Raw genomic sequence first — 19091 nt, 5'->3', positions numbered from 1 at the left:
GTCCTTTACGAACACCTGCCTCCTTTAATTGGTTTCATACTTAATAAACCGGTAACCTGCAGGTTCAGGAATGGTAAGGATAAGATTTCCGTTCTCGACCTTCATTTCTTCAGACGCGTTAGCCTTGGGCTTTTCAAGATCCATTAGGCTTACCTTTTTTCCGTTTAGGAATTTAAGGGCTATTTTTCCTTGGGAATCCTTGTTACCGATTTCCCTGAATATCATGAGATATCCCTCCTTTTTCTCGGGATCGGCAATTTGAAAGCCTGTCCACGCGGCATTGTTGGGTTCTTCCCCGATAGGAAACACATAGTTTTCCCAAATCCCCTTACGGTGTTCCTTATAAACTCCGATTACATCACGAAGTTCGTCGCGTTCTTCGGGCTTTAGCAGCTGTGTCAGCATAAAACAGGAAGGTGCCGCCATGAAGGCCGACATGGCCGCATAGGATTGGCTGTGCAAATGTGCATCGGAATATTTGGGATTGGTTCTCGAGGTATTCTGCCAATGGGCCTGTAAATCGTTCATATTGTAATACTTTGCCATCATCCAATGATGTCTTAGCGTGATATAGGGCACATAGGCCAAATGCGATGGCAAGTTGTTCTGTATGTTCTGAAAGTACATCGGGCCGACCTCACGTGCCGGACTGTACCAACCGTATCGCTGATCATCGTATTCGGGGCACCACGATGTTTGTGTGCTATAATCGGTTTTTTTGATGAATTCACGAATCCCCTTAATGCGATCGGCAAAGGCATCGTGATCTTCGAGTTTATCGAAGTCAAACTTCCAGGTAGCCACATTCAGTTGTTCTTGGTTCTTTATCAACTCTTCTGGAGTGATATAGCGGATGGCCGCCCAGAGGCCGATACCCACATTGTATTTCTTCGACAGTTTTTTGGTTTTCTTCCAGTGGGCATCATAGCCCACGTTGGTATTGGGATGCCATGAATTTTTGCTCTTAGTGGCCCCTTCTTGCCAACCGTCATCGATACGAACGATATCTATACCCAGATCGGCGGCCGATTTTATTTCCTTTTCGATAACCGAAAATTCAGAATTCTCCCGACCATAGATTTTATCATATTCGCCATTTTGCCAATCACTACCCCAGGTATCGATCAAAATATGCATATCTCGATCTAACTGTACAGGATAACGTATACGATCAAAACGTTTGAAGGCCAATTCAGAGGCATCACTACCTCCTGAGTACAAAATACTCCACGTAGCCCAAGTACGTTTGAACTCCGATGTAATTTCCTTAGGCTTCAATCCCCATCCCGTTACTTCGACACCTGTGGGCGTGCAATAAAAGCTACCGGTCTGGTGCCCGTATTTGTTTACCGTCTTATTCGATTCCTTGACCAAAATCAAGCCTTCGTCTCCGGCCTGTACCACAAGGCCGTTTGCCCAGGTATTCTGCTCATCCTGAAAAATAGGGTATCCCTTTACAATACGCTCCTTGACCATGTCATCGGTATTCAAGCGGTTTCCGGGATTGTTGTAAATTCCCCAATACCGTCGTTGGTTGGGTTGCGAAAAATCGACCGGAATAAACTCGTTTCTCGCAATTTTTATGGGCTGGTTCGATCCATAGGACTTATACATGGCCAAATCTTCAGGAATGCCCTCTGGCGAAAACCCGTCAATGGCCCTGACCTCGAGGGCCGTCCATATTCCCGGAGCATTAGGGTAAACGCGAACCAAATAGTTCAGTTCAATGCCGGAGTCGTATCTCACCAAGGCCCTTACCAAGATATGTTCGGTCGTGAACTTTTCATCATCGGTACTGACACCTTCCACAGCTATCAAACGGGCCGGGGAAGCATTATCGATTTTGGTCGGCAAATCCCAATCGCTATCATAAGGCGATTTTTCCGTGCACCATTCCTTTCCCGAACGCGTATTTTTAAAACTCACCGTCTTGAAGCCAGAACCGCTCCACTCCCAAGTACGCTCCACTTTTCCGGTTGTTACCTGCAGTATCTTATTTTTAAAAGTAGCCTTGGCCCCGTGCAAGGTCACCGACAGCTCATTACCGTGTTCTTCACTTTGAGCACGGACTTGGAAGGAAGCAAGAACTATGCTCAAAAACATCAATAGGGCAATACTTTGAATTTTCATGATATAAACCTTTTAATTTTAAGTAGTATCCTACCAAGCAGTCAACTCCCCTATTGAAACTTAAAATTTCAGATCAAGAAAAACGTGGGGCATTCAAACCCAACAAGGCTACCTGAAAAGACAGCTTGCCTAGTACCGGCCTACCGATAAGGCCTTCCTAAAAACAAGGTGTACAAAACGGGCTTAAAGTATTTTCTAGGCCGCCCCTATTTTTCCTCCCTTACCAATTTTGCCGTATCGATTCGAAGCAAGGTACCCGGATGACCGCTAACTATACCTTTAAAATGTTCTTTTATGGCCGTTCTGTATTTGGTTTTGTCCGGTGTGTTTTTCCTGTAACTATCGACATACAATCCGATTTGTGCAAAAGGAATGGCCGCATGTTTTTTCTCATCTTTGAAGGCAAAATTCATTGCATCGTAATGGACGAAGTCATCGGGTGTAACCTCTTTATTGTTCTTCACGCTAGACTTGGCAATAGCTTCGGGAGCGACGCGATAATCGATAATTTTATCGATGCCCCGCTTGTTCGCATAGTTAAAATTATCCTCTACTTTTATATGGATCGGCCATAAGCGGCCAAACTCCAAAGTATCGCTCAAAATGGTACGCATCAATGGGTATTTATCCTTCCATGGCGATTTGGTCCATCCTCTTTTTCCTGTGTACACTTCTACGCGGCCGATATAATCTTCCTTAGTTCCCTTGCGATGATGATTGGGGTCTGCTGCAATTTCCTTTTGAATATCGAACATTTTATTCCCTAGGCTCTGTACGAAGTAGGCTCCCCTATCGCCTTCTAGAAATACGTTTTCCTTTACGGTATGACCGGCCCCTCCGAACATAAATGCGCCTTTGGATGCCGATTTATAGAATACGTTTCCGATTACGGTCGCCCCCGATTGTCCATCGTCTAAATGCAATCCGGCACGTTCTACCTTTCCGGGTACGTGCATCAAATGATGAAAGAAGTTGTAGCGGTATGTATTTCCGAAACCGCCCAAATCAGCTCCGGAATATATGGCTCCTCCATCGCCTTCCTCATAACCGATATTAAAGAGTTCGTTATACTCGACCAAATGGTCATTACCGTTAACCACCATGGCTTGTCCCAAGGAATTATGGATCATATTATGACGAAATATGTTCCCTACCCCATTCATTACAATATTGACCTTTTCGTGTTTAAAACTATCTTGATAGATTTGGCAGTTTTCCACCAAGTTATTCCCTGGGGTAATTTGGTCAGGGGAACGTAGTCCTCCCTCTAGTCGTACATGCACATCTAAGTCAACCAAATCGCAACTCTTAACGACATTGTCGGTTCCTAGAATTTCAACTCCCGCCGCCGTAGAATTGGTAATCTGGGCACCGGCCACAAGGTTATGGTCGCCTTTGATCGTATATACGCTGCCGCTGCCTACATTTTTAACGGACAGACCTATTACCTTAACATGACGGGTTCCATTTAGGACCAAAAAGCCATTCGCTACCGATAATCCAATCTGTGTATTCCCGTTTATATTGCTTGGCGGATAAACGAACAAGCGGTTGGTCAATGGATCAAAATGCCATTCACCGGGCCGGTCAAGTTCACATAGAAGTCCAAAAACACGAAAAGGTTTGTCGTTCTTTCTCCAAGCCCACCCATAGCCCAAGGCACGGGTCAGATGAATGGATTTCGTTGCGGCATCAGCGCCGTAAACGGGTTGGGAGCTTAACAGCCAACTGGCTTCAATAAAACCGGTTAACTGGTTTCTGGTATTGTTTCTTTTAAGTTCGTTCTCCCATTGTTGCCAACTGCCGGCCATTTCGTCTGCCTTATCCCCTATTTGGGCCTGGGCTCCACGGGGGTCTTGCAGTGAACCTTTCCAGCCCCTGGGCTTATCTTTCGCCAAATATGGCACATAGCCTGCACGAACCCCATAATCTTGTTTTCCTACGGGAATGGCCGGAGGAGACACTTCTGCCCGTACCGTCTCTTCCACAAAACTGGCATAGCCTTCATTCGGGAAAACGGAAGGTAAATATTCTACATCGTCATAGCTTAGGTTGAGCATCAGGTCTTTGTTGAACCTGCCCAACATTGTAGTATCGGTAATGGTGGCCACCATAATCTTGTTCGACGCTCGGGCGGATAGCCTGGCCAATTCATCGGGGGCTTTTACCGCACTGAAATTTTCGGGCGAAATGAGCATACTTCCATCGAACAACACACTTTCCCCCGCTGCCGCCCTTATGATTATCGGCCTATCCTCTGTCCCCTTAAATTCAGGACCTAGAACTATTTTTTTCTTAAATCGATAGACCCCTCCGCCAAGCGTAATGGTAAGTCCTTTTTTAGGTACTCCTTTCCGTTTTAAGATTTCCGAAGCCTTCTCGATAGCCCCTTCAAAGGAGGTAGGGTCCGATCGGCTTCCTTTGTTGTTATCTCCGCCTTCGGGAGAAACGAATAGTTGCGAATGCCCCATAAAGGTGGCCAAAAGCATGACTCCTATACAGATTACTATTGTTTTTTTATTCATGTCTTAGAGGGTTCTTTTGGGTTTATATTTTTATATGCCCATAAAATTTTTCCATATCGTAAACGGGGGCGCCAATATCTTTTTTCCAGCTTTCCATTTTCAACTTCAACTCCTGTACCTTTTCAGGAAATTTATTAGCTAGGTTGTTTTTTTCCGAAGGGTCGTCCTTTAAATTGTACAACTCAAAGTGTTGCTTATAACCATCCGGCATTTGAAAATACTCGTGCAGCTTCCAATCGCCACTGACTATGGTCTCAAAACACCTCTTATTATCGGCTATAGGAATTCTATAATGGATCAACGAAAGGTATTTGAGCCAGTGAAGGTCCCTTTCCTCGAGTTTTTCCTTTGGATTTTTCAACAAGGGGCTAAAGTCCCTTCCATCTATATCATGTAAATCAGGATTTGCCCCGGCCATAGAGAGAAAGGTCGGATAATAATCAAACCCTATGATCCGTTCATGGCTTACCGTATTCGCCTGTGTAACGCCCGGCCATTTGACCAAAAGGGGCACTCGGGTACCTCCTTCGTAAGAAGAACCTTTGCCGTCCCGCAATGGAAAGTTATCGGTAATACCGTGCAATATTTCCCCACCATTATCACTGGTAAACACGATAATGGTGTTATCGATTATTCCTTTTTCTTCCAAGGCTTTAAGAATAGCACCTACGGCGTCATCTAAGTGTTCGACCAAGCCGGCATAGGTAGGGTTCTTCTGTCTGGCATCGGGACCGATCAACCTTTTATACTTTTCCACTTTTTCAGGTATGGCGGTTATGGGCGTGTGAACGGCATAAAATGACATGTTCAGGAAGAAGGGTTTCTCATCTGTGGAATGAATAAATTTCACAGCCTCTTCCGCAAGGGCATCGGTTAAAAAATCGCCTGGTTTCCTATCTTCCAAATCCGGGATTTTTGAGGCCACCCTTTGTTTTTCATTGTTCGACTCAAAAGGATACATGTAACTCCCTGGGCAACAAAACTCATTAGATGCAATATCCACATCGAATCCTCGCGTACCCGGATTATTCTCACCTTTGCCGATATGCCATTTTCCAATATGCGCGGTAGTATACCCCTCTTTCTTCAAGGCCTCGCCAATTGTCGTTTCCGTCATGGGCAAACCATTATCATTGGGCCCCGGATGGGCAACCCCACCAAGTTTGCCATGGCTTACGGCCCCCAGTCGTGCCGGGTATTTTCCCGTCATTATAGACATGCGGCTCGGCGCACAGGTCGGATGCGAGGAATATGCCCGATCAAAATAGACGCTTTCCTTGGCCAACTTATCCAAATTGGGTGTCAGATGGGTATCGCTTCCGGTAAAACCTAAATCGGCAAAACCTAAATCATCGGCAAAGATGAAAACGATGTTGGGTTGCCGCGGACTGTGTTTTTCTTCGTGCAATACCGTTTCTTTTGAAGCCGTATTTTTACATGAGCCGAAACAAACCGCAATTAGTAAAGTGAAGTAAAAAATTCTTCCATTCATGGTGTTATATTTTAATTATTTATCGTCTGTCCTATATTCTTGACCAAGCCCACATCATCAAAATAAACCGTGGCCTGAGAGCCTGTATTTAGCAATGAAACGGTAAAGGGTTTTGGTCTGTCATCGGTCTTAAATTCAATACTTAAAAATTCCCATTCGGAGGTAAGTGAAGTTTGACCTGACATTTTGGAATCCTTGCTTTCAATACGTAATTCACCCTTAGCACCAGAGTCGGGAGCCTTGACCCAGACCGACATGGTATAATTCGTATTGGATTCAAGGTTTTCTATGGTTTGTTGAATGCCGTTATTTTTTTTATGGATCGCAACAGAATGCGATTGCATTCGAGTTTTCGCCGTTTCAATTCCCCATGAATCCTCTTGAATGATTTGCACTGCCTCCCCTGTTTTATGCCAAGCGTTCAAACCTTGCTCAAAGGTGCCGTTGGTAACCAAGTTCATAAAATCGGTCTTAAAGGCTTCGAATTCAGGTTTTGGCGGAGCATCAAAATTATGCCCGGCACGCCATGCTTCCTTACCATATTCGAATGCGCCAAGATCAGGAGCTTGTCCTTCAAAGCTATCTGTTATGGATTTCAATATTACCCCTTTGTCAATAGCCGGAGATGTCGCGCTAAGCTCAAAATTTTGAGATTGGGGATCCACTAATCGCGCTTCAATATCCTTGAAAAGATTATGGGTAGTAACTACGTTTTCCGAGACATGGTATGAACCTGTGAAAATATTGTTGATTACGACATCACCGTACATATCCTCTTTAAAGTTCCTTCCCCAATACCCTAGTCCGTATTTATTATAAAGCGTATTATTGAATATAAGGTTATAGTTTCCCGGAGTATTAAGGCGTATGCCATCATAGGCCCCAATACTCAAAAAGCCCGGTGGTGCCTCGGTGAGTATATATTCCCAACCACAGTTCCACACCACGTTATGATGAATGGTATAATTACTGGTACTATTGTCTAAATAAATACCAATGCCATAGACGTTGTGCACTTTATTATGGTGAATGACCGTACCGGCCCCATCATTGTTGGCCACATAAAAACCGCCGATATCATGCCGAATGAGGCCCGCATCACTAACACTGTTGTACTGGAAGCGCATATTTTTTCCTCCCGGCCCAATACATCCGCCACCTGCACGGGCAACCGTATTGTGACTTATCAAATGGCCGCTACCAGAGGTGTTCAACAGTTGGTCCCATGTGCCGGTGTAATTTCCATCGTGGATATAGCTGTTCACGACCTTATTATTACTTCCCGTAATGTTAACCAAGGCCTTCGGGCTATATGCAAATTCACAACTGTTGATTTCGTTATGCTTACCCGATAAATTGATGCCCGGTTCAACATAGAACCCTTTTACGTTTTCTATGAGGCAATGCTGCGTAAGCGCATCAGAAGTTATTCCCGCACCAAAAATGTCAAGATTGGCGATTTCGACATAAGAGCTCCCCGACAGATCAATTGCATTGTTTCTCGTCTTTATTTCGAGACTTAATTCAGATGAGGCTTCATGCTCTTCTAAATAAAAAAAGAGCTTTCCCTTTTGGGGGTCATAATACCATTCCCCATCGGTATCCAACAAATCGTAATGACCGGAAATGTAAAATCGATTCCCCTTTCTAGGCGCATAATTTTTGTCCCACCCAGAAGTACCTCCGTAATAATTTTGCCTTCTTTTGGCCTCGGGAAAGGAGATCCTTTGTTCATTAGGCTTATACCCAGAAACTACAAAGGTCTGCAACGCCCATTCCTTTCCAAAGAAACCATAGAGCGTCGCACCTTTTAAATCTATGTTCTTGGGTAAATCGGTATTTTGTAACGATAGGGCGGTACCACCGTCTACCTTGGCGAAATTTGGTTTAAGGAGGTCGCCCGAGTAATTGGGCCAACGCGCTTCGGGTGTCCAATTTTCATTATGGAAGACGATTAAATCTTCCGAAGTTTTTTCTAGGGGAACACTAAAAATATGCTCAGATATTTTGGTCCACCCCTTGTCCATCACTGAACACCCGTTGATTATAACCTTTTCATTTTTATAACCGACGAGTCTCAATTTCCTTGACGGTTCGCCTACAAAATTCGGAAATACTGTTTCGCGGTAAGTTCCCTTTCGAATATAACAGATGCCACCATCCTTCATAACCTCTAAGGCTTTTTTTATAGTCAAAAAAGGTCCGTCTGATCCGTTTGAATTCGGCTTAGGCCGTTTACCCGACCAGTTGTCATTTCCTTTTTTACTCACATAGTATACCTTGTCGACACGTTTTTCCTCAAGGGCATAAACCGAAAATTGCAAAGAAAATGTAAGCAGGAACAAGGCAATTACAAGCAGTCGGCCGGTTGATTTTTCCGAACGAACCATATGTACAGTTTGAACTCCCATATTTGAAAAGGCCGTTTAGAGCTATTTTTTAATTTATATCTTGTTACGGACAGGAAACCCTATCCCTTTCTTTTAAACAAAAGGCATCTGCGCTTGCCGCCTGCCCTATCGATTATTTTACAATGACCTCGGCAATTCTGAGGCTACCTTCTTTTTGCATCCTTATCTTTACAAAGCGTCCAAACACGCCCTTGGTCTTTAGTGTTTTTGAAGGATCGGGGAATTCTTTAAACCCTTTGGACCAAACTACTTTTTCGTCCTTATCCAAAATAGAGACGATTACATCGGTCATTTCTGTTTTTTCCTGGCCGGTAGCATTGTATATGGTGATTTCATTGATTTTTTCCGTGTCTTGAAGATCTACCATCCACCACGGGTTCATTCGTTGTTTGGTGCCCGATGTCTGTTCCATTTCCCAGTTCCCCTCGGTTACGCCATCAACGGCAATATCGGCTCTTGGATAGGCGCGTTTATCATTGATATAGGGATGGGTCGTAGATTGGGAGCAAGGTTTCAAAAAGGCCAGGTTTTCGGAAACCTCATAAGAAAAACCCCAATCGGATCCTGGTTTTTCAAGTGGGGCGGGTTTCTGCCATACCGCCGCAGTTTCTTTTAACCGTGTTATTACATCTTCATCGATCCGCCCTTCAGGGTTGGGCGAAATATTTAGAATATAGACTGAATTATGAGAGTTGTAACTATTCAGTTGTTTTAGCAGGTAATCAACACTTTTAGATACGCCAAAGCCATTGTTGTTGTCCCACCACCAGCCTCGCTGAATAAAATCGGAGGCCGCAGTCGGTCTCATATAATCTTTATGGTACGGATAAGCCCTTCCCGCGGCATCGGCAAAGGGAACCTCGGCATGGGCCAGATTGGACTCATAAGTATGGTTTACGATCAGGCAATTGGGCTGCAAGGATTTGACCAAGGCATAAATTTCACCATAGGGCATATCGTCAAAATCAGGGTTGGTAGGCCATGAAGACCAGCCATCGAAATTGATATAATCTATTGGCCCATAATTGGTCAAAAGTTCCCTGATCTGATTTTTAGTGAATTCGATTTCCGCCCGCGAAGTGCTACCGTTTTCTACTTTATGATGATAATCCAATATCGAATAATACAGTCCTACTTTCAGGCCCGCCTTGCGAAACGAATCGACAAAGGCTTTGACAACATCGGTCTTGACGTCCGAAGAAGCCACGTCATAATCGGTATAGGCGCTATCCCAAAGACAGAAGCCACCATGGTGTTTTGTCGTAAGCCAGCCTCCGGTCATTCTAGCATCTTTTACCACTTGGGCCCACTGGTCCGTATCGAGTCCCGTAGGCGCCCAAGTTGTTGGGGCGACCTTACCATAGGCCCGACCTTGTTTCTCTTCTGAATTGACATTGTTAAAAGTGGCCATGTTATAATGAAAATAAGCCTGGTAACGGGTATTTACAAAATCAAGCTGAAGCTCGGGTAAGGGTTTTGACTTCTTATCTATAGTTGTTTGCGCTTGGATATGCGTCGCAATTAAAAAAAGTGCTCCTATCTTTACTATTTTCATAATTATTTTCCTTTTACGATAACCTCTGCCAAAGCAAGACTACCTTTTCCATTTAATTGAACTTTTACAAAACTTCCGACGATATCGGGAACGGCGATGGTATGCGTTTTTGATGCGGCATTCACCTCATCGGATTTCCAAACCTCTTTTTCGTCGGCATCCCATATGCTTACCGTAAAGTTTTTCAATTCGTCCGTATGCTTATCGGTGCGGTCAAACAGTTTTATTTCGTTTATTTTATGTTCGGCCTGAAGGTCTACCTTCCACCAAGGACGGTCTTCAACTTCCGTCCATGAAGTTTGCTCCATTTCGCCATTGCCTTCGGTTACCCCATCAACCGCAATATCGGCCCTTGGATAGGCTCTTTTATCACGAATAAAAGTATGGGTGCTCGATTGGGAGCAAGGCCTTAAAAAGGCCAGGTTTTCGGAAACCTCATAAGCAAAACCCCAATTCGCCCCTGGGCTTTTAAGGTCTTCCGGTTTTTCCCATACCGCTGCGGCCTCTTTTAATCGAACGATGGCATCATCGTCTATACGCCCGGCAGGGTTGGGGGAAATATTCAGAATGTAAACCGAATTATGGGAGTTGTAACTGTCTAATTGACCTAAGATATACTCTACACTTTTAGTAACACGCATGTTGTTATTATCATCCCACCACCAATCGATTTGGACCAGATCGGAAGCTGCCGTTGGCCGCATATAGTCTGGGTGATATGGATAGGCACGGCCCGCCGCATCGGCAAACGGCACTTCGGCATGGGCCAAATTGGATTCATATGTATGGTTAACGATAAGGCAATTGGGCTGTAAGGATTTTACCAATCTGTAGATTTCACCATAGGGAACATCGTCAAAATTCGGAGTTGTAGGCCATGACGACCAACCATCGAAGTTGATGTAATCTATTGGCCCATAATTGGTCAACAATTCGGTAATCTGATTTTTGAGAAACTCGATTTCCTCACGTGTCGTACTCCCGTTTTCCACACCATGATGATAGTCTAAAATAGAATAATACAGTCCCACTTTTAAACCGGCATCCCTAAACGTTTTTACAAACTCGCCTACCACGTCGGTCTTGACGCCAGAGGAAGCCACATCGTAATCGGTATATTCACTATCCCAAAGACAGAAGCCCCCATGGTGTTTAGTGGTCAACCATCCGCCTTCCATCCGTGCATCTTTACACACTTGGGCCCATTGTGCCACATCTAAGCCCGTAGGCGCCCACATACTCGCTGGTTCCGTCCCCGTAGATCTCCCAAAATGCTCTTCGGAATTCAGGTTTTTGAAGGTGCACATATTGTAGTGAAAATAGGCCTGATACCGAGTGTTTAAAAAATCGAGCTGTAGTTCGGCCAATGGCCTGGCCGTTTCTTCCGTATCAACCTCAGCGTTTTTTGTAATGACTTTTTCTTCCTCCTTACAATTGAGCAAAAGAAAGCTCGTTGAAAGCATTAGCATTAGGGTGCGGGTTTTAAACATAGTTTTGATATTTTGGTTTGAATCTGTACTGTTTTTTTTTTTTTGGAATGAAGGAAGCCTATGGTTTCAGGTAACTGGGCAAGGGGTATCTCGCATTGACGATCTCTGCATTGTAGCGCCCGCCTTTTTCGCTCTTGAACCTCTTATAAATTTCACTTCGATACTTCATTTTATTAGGCGTGCTCGGTCTAAACCGGTCATTTACCAAGCCTATTTCCTCAAAGGGTATTGGTTTAAAATTGGGCTTGGGGGTAAAATCTTCCCTAAAGCTAAAATCGAGGGAAGACACGTCGCGAAAGGCACTTAGTTCAATATCGGTTGGCAGTTCAAAATGGCCTTCTGCCGGAAGGTCCGTAAAACGACCGACCTCACTGCTCTCTAGACCTTCTATGGTACCCGAACCACCGTGTATATGGAATTTTTGACTGACTTTAAAGGTATAATTATCCTTCACTTGACAAAACGTCTGTGCCCAAGGATTGGTTTCTATCATTTCTTTCATTTCGGGGAAGGCTTCCTTCCATGGCGATTTCAACCAGCCTTCTTTTCCGATAACACTTTCAACAATATTGAGGTAATCACCTTTGTCTCCCTTGGGAAGGTCTCGCCCGAATTTAGAGAGGTCCTTCCATCGGTCTTGAATTTCGACGGAAGAGATAGCGCTTTTATTCGTCCACCACATTACCGAACAGTCCATGGTAATGTTATTTTGATAATCATTTAATGGGCCTTGAAAAGCGGCACCACCGCGCCCCGACCTATAAAATACATTTCCGTAGATTTTCAAACCTGCACCGCCATCGTCATTTCTAAAGGCCATAACGGGATGTCCCCCGGGTTCAATGAGGTGGTGTACAAAATTGTACCGAAGCACATTGTTCATGGTATACCATTGCGCCCCGCAATAGGCCACGTTAAAATCTCCCATTTCATAACCTATGTTATAAAACTCGTTGTATTCCATTAAAAGATCCACCGTTTTGTAGGAGATAGCCCCGTTCATGTTGTACAAAAGGTTATGCGCAAAATATATACCGACACCCGATAAGCCTATAAGCCCATACCCGCGATAACGGCAATCCCTTATGATGTTATTGGTTGCGAAATTGAAGCACTGTTCCAAGGATCGGAAATCGCCTCCGAAAATACTGAAGGCCGCATAAAGATCATAGAAATTACAGGCGGTAATACCGTTATATTTCCCTCCACTTATGTTAACTCCCTTTCCGGCGCCGTTACGGACGGTACTTGCCGCCAAGAGGTTGTGTTCCCCTCCTTCTATACTCACGGCCAAATCGGCCGTGTTTTCGAAAACGAAGTTCTTTAAAATTACGTTTGAGGTGTTCTTAAGGCTGATCATTGCCAATTTTCCGCTTTTGCCTTTCTGGCCTCTCCCTTGATCGCCAATCACGGTCAATCTTGATGTTTTTGGCATAAATCCGTCAATAGGCCAGACGTACAAGCGTTGTTCCTTTTTGTCGAAATACCATTCTCCCGGTTCGTCCAATTCTGCCAAAACATTAAAAAGCCGTACCCTTCTCGGAATGGACTTGATCTTGTCGACAATTCCGTATCGGGTGTGGTGCAACAACTGAACGGAGCCCTCTTCTATATTGCCCACGGCTTCGTTCTGAAAGTACCAATCATTATGAAAGTAGCCTTGGACCCTCATATCTCCCGTTCTTTTAAATTCATCCGCAATAGAAGGTGAGAGGTTTTCCTTGAACCTGAATTTCCCGCCGGTCGGGTTTTCCTTACTGTAGGGCATAGGTTGCTCATTAGGTTTAAGCCAACGTGTAGTGGGGCCTTCCTCTAAAATTTCCCCTATATGGTTATATCCCCGATTCGGCCACTGTGCCAATTGCAACATACTGCCGTTCATGGCCAATTGCCCATATTCACCATCTCCCTTAAACGCTTTGGCGGCCTGATGCTTCGTGAGGTCTATACTCAAGACCTTTCCACGTGCTTTCGGGTGGAGCCTGGCCAGCAGTTTTTCATTTTTTACCTTCTGCAATTTTTTTACGTTGAGTTCAGCTCCAGAAGAGAAAATCACCTCATCTGGGGCCTCTCCGCTATAGACCACGGGTCTATCAGGACTTCCTGAATCTTCTTTTAAAAGTTGAAACTCGTTTTCAATAAAATAGGTCCCTTTTAATACAACTACCTCAACCCCACCATTGGGCAAGCCCTTAGTAGTTTTTAAGTTCCTTATCGCATTTCTTGCGGCCTCCAGGCTCTTAAAGGGTTTATTCTTCGTTCCGGGGTTATTGTCCTTGCCGTTCGGGCCAACATAGAATTTTGCCCCAGGTCTTACATCCTTTAAAAATTGATTGTCGGTGTATTTGGAGCTGTACTCGGGAAATGAAAATGCGGGTTGCCCTTCTTCCTTATTTTCTTGTGCATGCCCCAAAGAACACATCAGCAAATTAACAAGGAGGAAGGCCATTGGCCTAATAAGGGCCAACCGATATTGGCTAAAGCATAAGCTGTTCATTTTCTGTTCAATTTTGAATTTGCAAGTTCATTTTCTGTTTTAGCTCCATCAATGGTATAATCCACTTCTGAGGTATTTGACCACTTTGGTCGGGCGGTACGTTCAATAGAAAGTTTACATCATTATCCAAACAATCCTGAAATTTGGAGGTCAACTCGTCTATGGGTTTGGCCTCGTCATCAATTTCCCAAAACCACTCATTGCCTATAGGCATGTTCGATTCGGCAGGTAAGTAGTATTGTTGGTTTTTTATTTCCCATACGGGATCATACGGTTTTTCGGGAGAGAAACGCTCTAATGTAAGAACATCGGTAGGCCAGGCCTTTTTATCTAAAAAGACAAGATCCTTTCCTACCTTTTTCTTTCCATGGTTCATGACGATAAGCATATCTGGATATTTTTTTGAGATACGGTCGTAGATAAACTGTCGATAGCCATCGCCAAGAATTATGGGAATATCGATCCAGAATTCGACCAAGGGACTGTATCTTTCAAGGAGCTCATCTATTTGCGCGGTCATAAAATTCTGGTATAGATGGGAGGTATACGGTGCTCCCTTTGCCGGTTCCATTTCCGTAGGTGTGACCATAGCCCCATTATAATTTTCCGACTTGCCCGGCATAAGACTTCCGAAAGTATGATGATTGTCCCATGCGCAATAATAGAGTCCCGGCCGTATTCCCTGCTTACGACACTCCTTTACAAATTCACCTACCACATCAACCGCCGTTTTGTTTCCCGACACGTCGTAATCGGTATAATCGGAGGGCCATAAACAATGGCCCGCAACATGTTTGGCCGTCAAAACGGCATAGGTCATCCCCGCCTCTTTGGCCACCCTGACCCATTGCGATACATCTAAATTGGTCGGGGCGTATGCATCCAGCGGTGCTTGGCCATCGGGCAGTTCTTCTCCTAAAAACGTACTCATACCAAAATGTATGAACATACCGTACTTCAACGCCTGCCATTCCCTTAATTTTGATTCGGGCAACCGTTGTTGGGTTACCGCATCGGGATTCTCTTTCCCTTTTGGGGCCACCATGTCCTTACAAGCGAACAAGGGCAAGCACAAAAGCAGTACTATGCGTAATTTAGAGGTTATATTTTTAGAGAATCCTACCATTATTTTTTTACGCCATCGATTTTAAACGTCCACGCATAATCACAAGGCACTTCCGATGCCGTTAATGAAGGAACGTTCACTATAATATCCTTTCCGTTTTGTTCCCATTTTAAAGGGCCTTCATAACCAAGTAAGGTCACCTTGGCATCAGACTTTAATTTGACATTTTTAACCGTCAGGTTTCCTTTAGGGTATACCGGACAAATACCGTAAAGTGTTTGACCCTTTTGGGTGAAGAAAATTTCTTTCGAGGCAAAGCCAGGTTCTGGATCGACCGTCAGTTTCATGACATCGTACTTTACTTTGTACCGTCCTCTTTTGGCATCTTGCACTTGACCGTCGGTCCATTGGCATGTTTCCTTCCATAGCGTAGTGCCGTAAATTGCCTCTCCGTTCACATTGAGCCAATCTCCCATTTCCAAAAGGCGTTCCTGCATGATTACGGGTATTCGTCCATCTGCCGTTGGGCCTATGTCCAAAAGAAAGTTTCCTCCCCTACTCACTATATCGATCAACATATACAGAAGCTCTTGGGTAGAATTGTAATCTTCAAAATTTTCGGTTTTACTAAACCCGAATGAATGGGCCATGCCTCGATTTTCTTCCCAAGGCACATCTGCATTGGGCATTCCTGAACCGTATTCGGTAGTATAGTAGCCCCCATGGTGATGTCTTGTCTCTTTACCCCATCGGTCATTGATCACTACATCTTCTTTACTTGGTGATTCATTGTACAACCAAGACAATAGCTCGGTCGCCTTCCATGTCGTATGGGGGTAGTCCCATTCACCATCGGTAAAAATCAATGATGGGGAATATTTGTTGACCACATCTTTAAACTGGGGTACCATATGTTGGTCGACGTACAGGTCTACATCTGAGGTGTATAAGGGATTAAACCACTCGTAGAGGGAGTAATAGATCCCCATTTTCACGTCGGTTTTACGTACTGCGGTCGTCAGTTCCCCCAAAAGGTCGCGACCGGGACCGGAGTTGGTAGCACTCCACGGGCGTCCCCATGATTTGTCGGACTCTTTACTCGGCCACAGGGTGTAACCGTCATGGTGTTTAGAAGTCAGCACCACATATTTGGCCCCTGATTTCTCAAAAATACGGGCCCATTGATCGGCATCGTACATATCGGCCGTGAACAAGGGTACAAAATCAGGATAGGTAAAATTTTCCCCATAGACCCGATTGTGGAATTCATTGGTTTCCTTATACCCATTTTTAACCCTTTGCGGATTGGCCAAATTCATCCAGTACCATTCCGAATATTCGCCTACCTTAGAAAAGGCAGGTACCGAATAAGGTCCCCAATGTATGAAAATACCGAATTTGGCGTCGGTGTACCATTCAGGAACGGGGCGACTGTCTATGGATTTCCAATTGGCTTCGTATGGTTTCTGTGCAAAGCCCTGTAAACTTAACAAGAGCGTTAAGAGAAATAGTTTTCCTCGATTCGTATGTATCATTCTAATCATAATTTATTTTTTTGTTTTGATATTCAGTTCTCCGTCCAACAGATAGGATTTCCCTGCCTCGGTTTCTAGTGCCATGCTTTTATCGCCATACACCAAATTGCAGGTATTCCCTTTTTTAGAAAGTATTTTTACAGCCTTTAATTTTCCTTCCTTCCATGCTATGGAAAGCTCAAATCCCCCACGCGCCCGAATACCTTGAATACTCCCGTCTTTCAATTCGGCAGGCAATGCCGGCAACAGCAACACCCTGTTGTTTTGGCTCTGCAATAACATTTCATTGATTCCGGCAAGGGCTCCAAAGTTCCCGTCTATTTGAAAAGGAGGGCAGGCATCGAACAAGTTCGGATAGGTCCCTCCCGGGCCTCCATGCCCTACAAAATCTGTAGGCTTCAATAAAGTCTTTAGTATTTTAAAGGCATGGTCTCCATCGTTCAACCGTGCCCAAAGGGCAACTTTCCAACCAAGAGACCAGCCGGTACCCCCATCTCCACGGATTTCTAGCGATTTTCTTGCGGCATTCCATTCCTTCGGTGTTTTTTCCGGGGCGAATTGCGCCCCAGGATAGAGTCCGTATAAATGGCTTACATGGCGATGTTGTAACTCAGGGACCTTCATGTCCCAGTCATCCAACCACTCCTGCAATTGTCCCTCTGAGCCAATTTTGTCGGGGGCCAATTTACTTCGGGTTTCCGTAAGTACTTTTCTAAAATCGGAATCGACGTTCAATATCTCGGAAGCCTTGATACACTGGGCGAAAAGATCACGTATCAACTGGGTGTCCATTGCTGGGCCCGCGCAAACGCTAATATTCCCTTCCATATGTCTATTTTCGGGAGATATGCTCGGATTGGTCACCAAGTAACCGTATTCGGGGTGGGCGACCAATGTATTCACAAAGAATTCGGCTGCGCCCTTTATCACGGGATAGTGTAATCTAAGAAAGGCCTCGTCTTCGGAAAACAGGTAGTGTTCCCATAAATGGGTCGTAAGCCAGGCCCCACCGGTAGGCCAAATTCCCCAAGCCGCCCCATCTAGCGGCGTCGTGGTCTTCCAGATATCCGTATTGTGGTGTAGTACCCACCCATCGGCCCCATAATTGTTTTTTGCCGTTACGGCCCCAGCCTCCGCCAGTTGTCGAATAGAGGTAAACAAGGGGATGGCACATTCCGCCAAATTGCTCGCCTCTGCAGGCCAATAATTCATTTCCAAATTAATATTGGTCGTGTATTTACTATCCCAAGGGGGGGTCGGATTTTGATTCCATATGCCCTGCAGGTTCGCCGGTTGACTATTCCCCCTTGAACTGCTCATTAAGAGATAGCGCCCAAATTGATAATACAGGGCAACCAAACTAGGGTCGGTCTCCTCTTGAAACTTCTGTAATCGTTCGTTGGTCGGTAGACCTGAATTCAAATTGGTGGGCATGTCGAAGTCTAAGCGTTCAAATAGGCGCTGATGATTGGTTATATGCTGTTCCCGTATTTGTTCGAAGCTTTTGAGATGCACCAGATCCAATAAGGTCTTGCATTTAAAATCAGGATTACCCGAAACATCTTTATAATTTTTAAAGTTCGTGGCCGCGAATAAAAGAAGGGTCACCTTAGAAGCGCCTGAAACTGTAATAGTGGAATCGTTTATGATAGTATGTCCGTCGTTTTCCCCAATATTCAATCTAGAAACAAAGCGGAGTTCACTCTTTCTGTTGGCCCTATCGGGAGCGGTGCCCGAGAGTTCTAGGTTATTTGCATCCAAGACCCGGGATGTTGCCCCAATTTGGTTATCTAGGGCAATGGAAAAATTAAGGCTTTTCTCTTTACTGGCCTCTAGTCTAATGACTATGGCATTTTCTTCGACGGCAGAAAAGACCTCACGTTTGTAGGCTATTCCTTTTGAGCTGAAACCGACCTTGCTTATTGCCGTTCTAAGATCTAATTCCCTGCGGAAATCGGTGATATCGTCAAGGCCTTTCATTTCAATAACAACATCGCCCATAGGCAGGTAAGGCATCATTTTAGGACCGATAATATGTTTATTGATAAGGGCATCGGCCTCTTTGTATTTCCCGTCGAAGACCAGTTTCCTGACCTCTGGCAGATAGCTCTTGGTCTCGGGTTTACTAGGGGTAATCGGACCTCCTGCCCAAAAGGTATCTTCGTTGAATTGAATCCGTTCCATTACGGGACGTCCAAAAACCATGGCCCCCAGACTTCCATTCCCCACGGGCAAGGCTTCTTCCCAAATTTCGGCCGGCCTATCGTACCATAACTTCAATTCCGCTTTACCACCTGTTTCCTTTGGCTTCTCGGCGCATCCCAAGAAAAGGCACAAGCACAGCAGCGCGATAGAATTAGTAAAGCTTGAAAGGTTCAAAAATCTCATAA

10 protein-coding genes are annotated in these 19091 nt (G+C 44.7%); all 10 read right to left on the bottom strand.

The genetic code is table 11. The features are described 5' to 3' along the window. Nucleotides 1-24: 24 nt before the first annotated feature. The gene (locus B4Q04_RS14865; RefSeq protein WP_088697283.1) at nt 25-2130 is read right to left on the bottom strand and encodes a hypothetical protein; all 2106 of its coding nucleotides are present in this window, start codon (nt 2128-2130) and stop codon (nt 25-27) included. A gap of 206 nt (nt 2131-2336) precedes the next feature. Then, nucleotides 2337-4655 (bottom strand): right-handed parallel beta-helix repeat-containing protein, encoded by a 2319-nt coding sequence (locus B4Q04_RS14860; protein WP_088697282.1) that lies wholly within the window; start codon nt 4653-4655, stop codon nt 2337-2339. A gap of 22 nt (nt 4656-4677) precedes the next feature. Further along, nucleotides 4678-6147 (bottom strand): sulfatase, encoded by a 1470-nt coding sequence (locus tag B4Q04_RS14855; RefSeq protein ID WP_088697281.1) that lies wholly within the window; start codon nt 6145-6147, stop codon nt 4678-4680. Between the two features lie 11 nt (nt 6148-6158). Continuing rightward, nucleotides 6159-8558 (bottom strand): carbohydrate binding domain-containing protein, encoded by a 2400-nt coding sequence (locus tag B4Q04_RS14850; RefSeq protein WP_088697280.1) that lies wholly within the window; start codon nt 8556-8558, stop codon nt 6159-6161. 112 nt (nt 8559-8670) lie between these two features. After that, nucleotides 8671-10113, bottom strand: a complete 1443-nt coding sequence (locus B4Q04_RS14845; protein WP_088697279.1) for an alpha-L-fucosidase — start codon at nt 10111-10113, stop codon at nt 8671-8673. 2 nt (nt 10114-10115) lie between these two features. Beyond that, a complete protein-coding gene (locus B4Q04_RS14840) occupies nt 10116-11603 on the bottom strand; it encodes an alpha-L-fucosidase (protein WP_013991725.1) in 1488 nt (495 codons plus the stop codon). Between the two features lie 58 nt (nt 11604-11661). Next, nucleotides 11662-14100, bottom strand: a complete 2439-nt coding sequence (locus tag B4Q04_RS14835; RefSeq protein ID WP_201723402.1) for a right-handed parallel beta-helix repeat-containing protein — start codon at nt 14098-14100, stop codon at nt 11662-11664. A 7-nt stretch (nt 14101-14107) separates the two neighbouring features. Continuing rightward, complete coding sequence (locus B4Q04_RS14830) at nt 14108-15226, bottom strand: alpha-L-fucosidase (RefSeq protein ID WP_088697278.1); 1119 nt, start codon at nt 15224-15226, stop codon at nt 14108-14110. Next, a complete protein-coding gene (locus B4Q04_RS14825) occupies nt 15226-16710 on the bottom strand; it encodes an alpha-L-fucosidase (protein WP_088697277.1) in 1485 nt (494 codons plus the stop codon). Before B4Q04_RS14825 ends, B4Q04_RS14830 begins: the two co-directional genes overlap by 1 nt. A gap of 3 nt (nt 16711-16713) precedes the next feature. Continuing rightward, nucleotides 16714-19089 (bottom strand): glycosyl hydrolase family 95 catalytic domain-containing protein, encoded by a 2376-nt coding sequence (locus B4Q04_RS14820; protein ID WP_088697276.1) that lies wholly within the window; start codon nt 19087-19089, stop codon nt 16714-16716. Nucleotides 19090-19091: the final 2 nt, after the last annotated feature.

This window comes from Zobellia sp. OII3 (assembly GCF_002211465.1).
Taxonomy (GTDB): domain Bacteria; phylum Bacteroidota; class Bacteroidia; order Flavobacteriales; family Flavobacteriaceae; genus Zobellia; species Zobellia galactanivorans.
The sequence above is the reverse complement of the archived record's forward strand: the minus strand, read 5'-3'. Positions and strand labels throughout refer to the sequence as shown.

What these genes read in the sequence shown, in the direction of transcription:
- B4Q04_RS14865 (WP_088697283.1), bottom strand. Translation starts at nt 2,130, where the DNA reads ATGAAAATTCAAAGTATTGCCCTATTGATGTTTTTGAGCATAGTTCTT.
- B4Q04_RS14860 (WP_088697282.1), bottom strand. Translation starts at nt 4,655, where the DNA reads ATGAATAAAAAAACAATAGTAATCTGTATAGGAGTCATGCTTTTGGCC.
- B4Q04_RS14855 (WP_088697281.1), bottom strand. Translation starts at nt 6,147, where the DNA reads ATGAATGGAAGAATTTTTTACTTCACTTTACTAATTGCGGTTTGTTTC.
- B4Q04_RS14850 (WP_088697280.1), bottom strand. Translation starts at nt 8,558, where the DNA reads ATGGGAGTTCAAACTGTACATATGGTTCGTTCGGAAAAATCAACCGGC.
- B4Q04_RS14845 (WP_088697279.1), bottom strand. Translation starts at nt 10,113, where the DNA reads ATGAAAATAGTAAAGATAGGAGCACTTTTTTTAATTGCGACGCATATC.
- B4Q04_RS14840 (WP_013991725.1), bottom strand. Translation starts at nt 11,603, where the DNA reads ATGTTTAAAACCCGCACCCTAATGCTAATGCTTTCAACGAGCTTTCTT.
- B4Q04_RS14835 (WP_201723402.1), bottom strand. Translation starts at nt 14,100, where the DNA reads ATGAACAGCTTATGCTTTAGCCAATATCGGTTGGCCCTTATTAGGCCA.
- B4Q04_RS14830 (WP_088697278.1), bottom strand. Translation starts at nt 15,226, where the DNA reads ATGGTAGGATTCTCTAAAAATATAACCTCTAAATTACGCATAGTACTG.
- B4Q04_RS14825 (WP_088697277.1), bottom strand. Translation starts at nt 16,710, where the DNA reads ATGATTAGAATGATACATACGAATCGAGGAAAACTATTTCTCTTAACG.
- B4Q04_RS14820 (WP_088697276.1), bottom strand. Translation starts at nt 19,089, where the DNA reads ATGAGATTTTTGAACCTTTCAAGCTTTACTAATTCTATCGCGCTGCTG.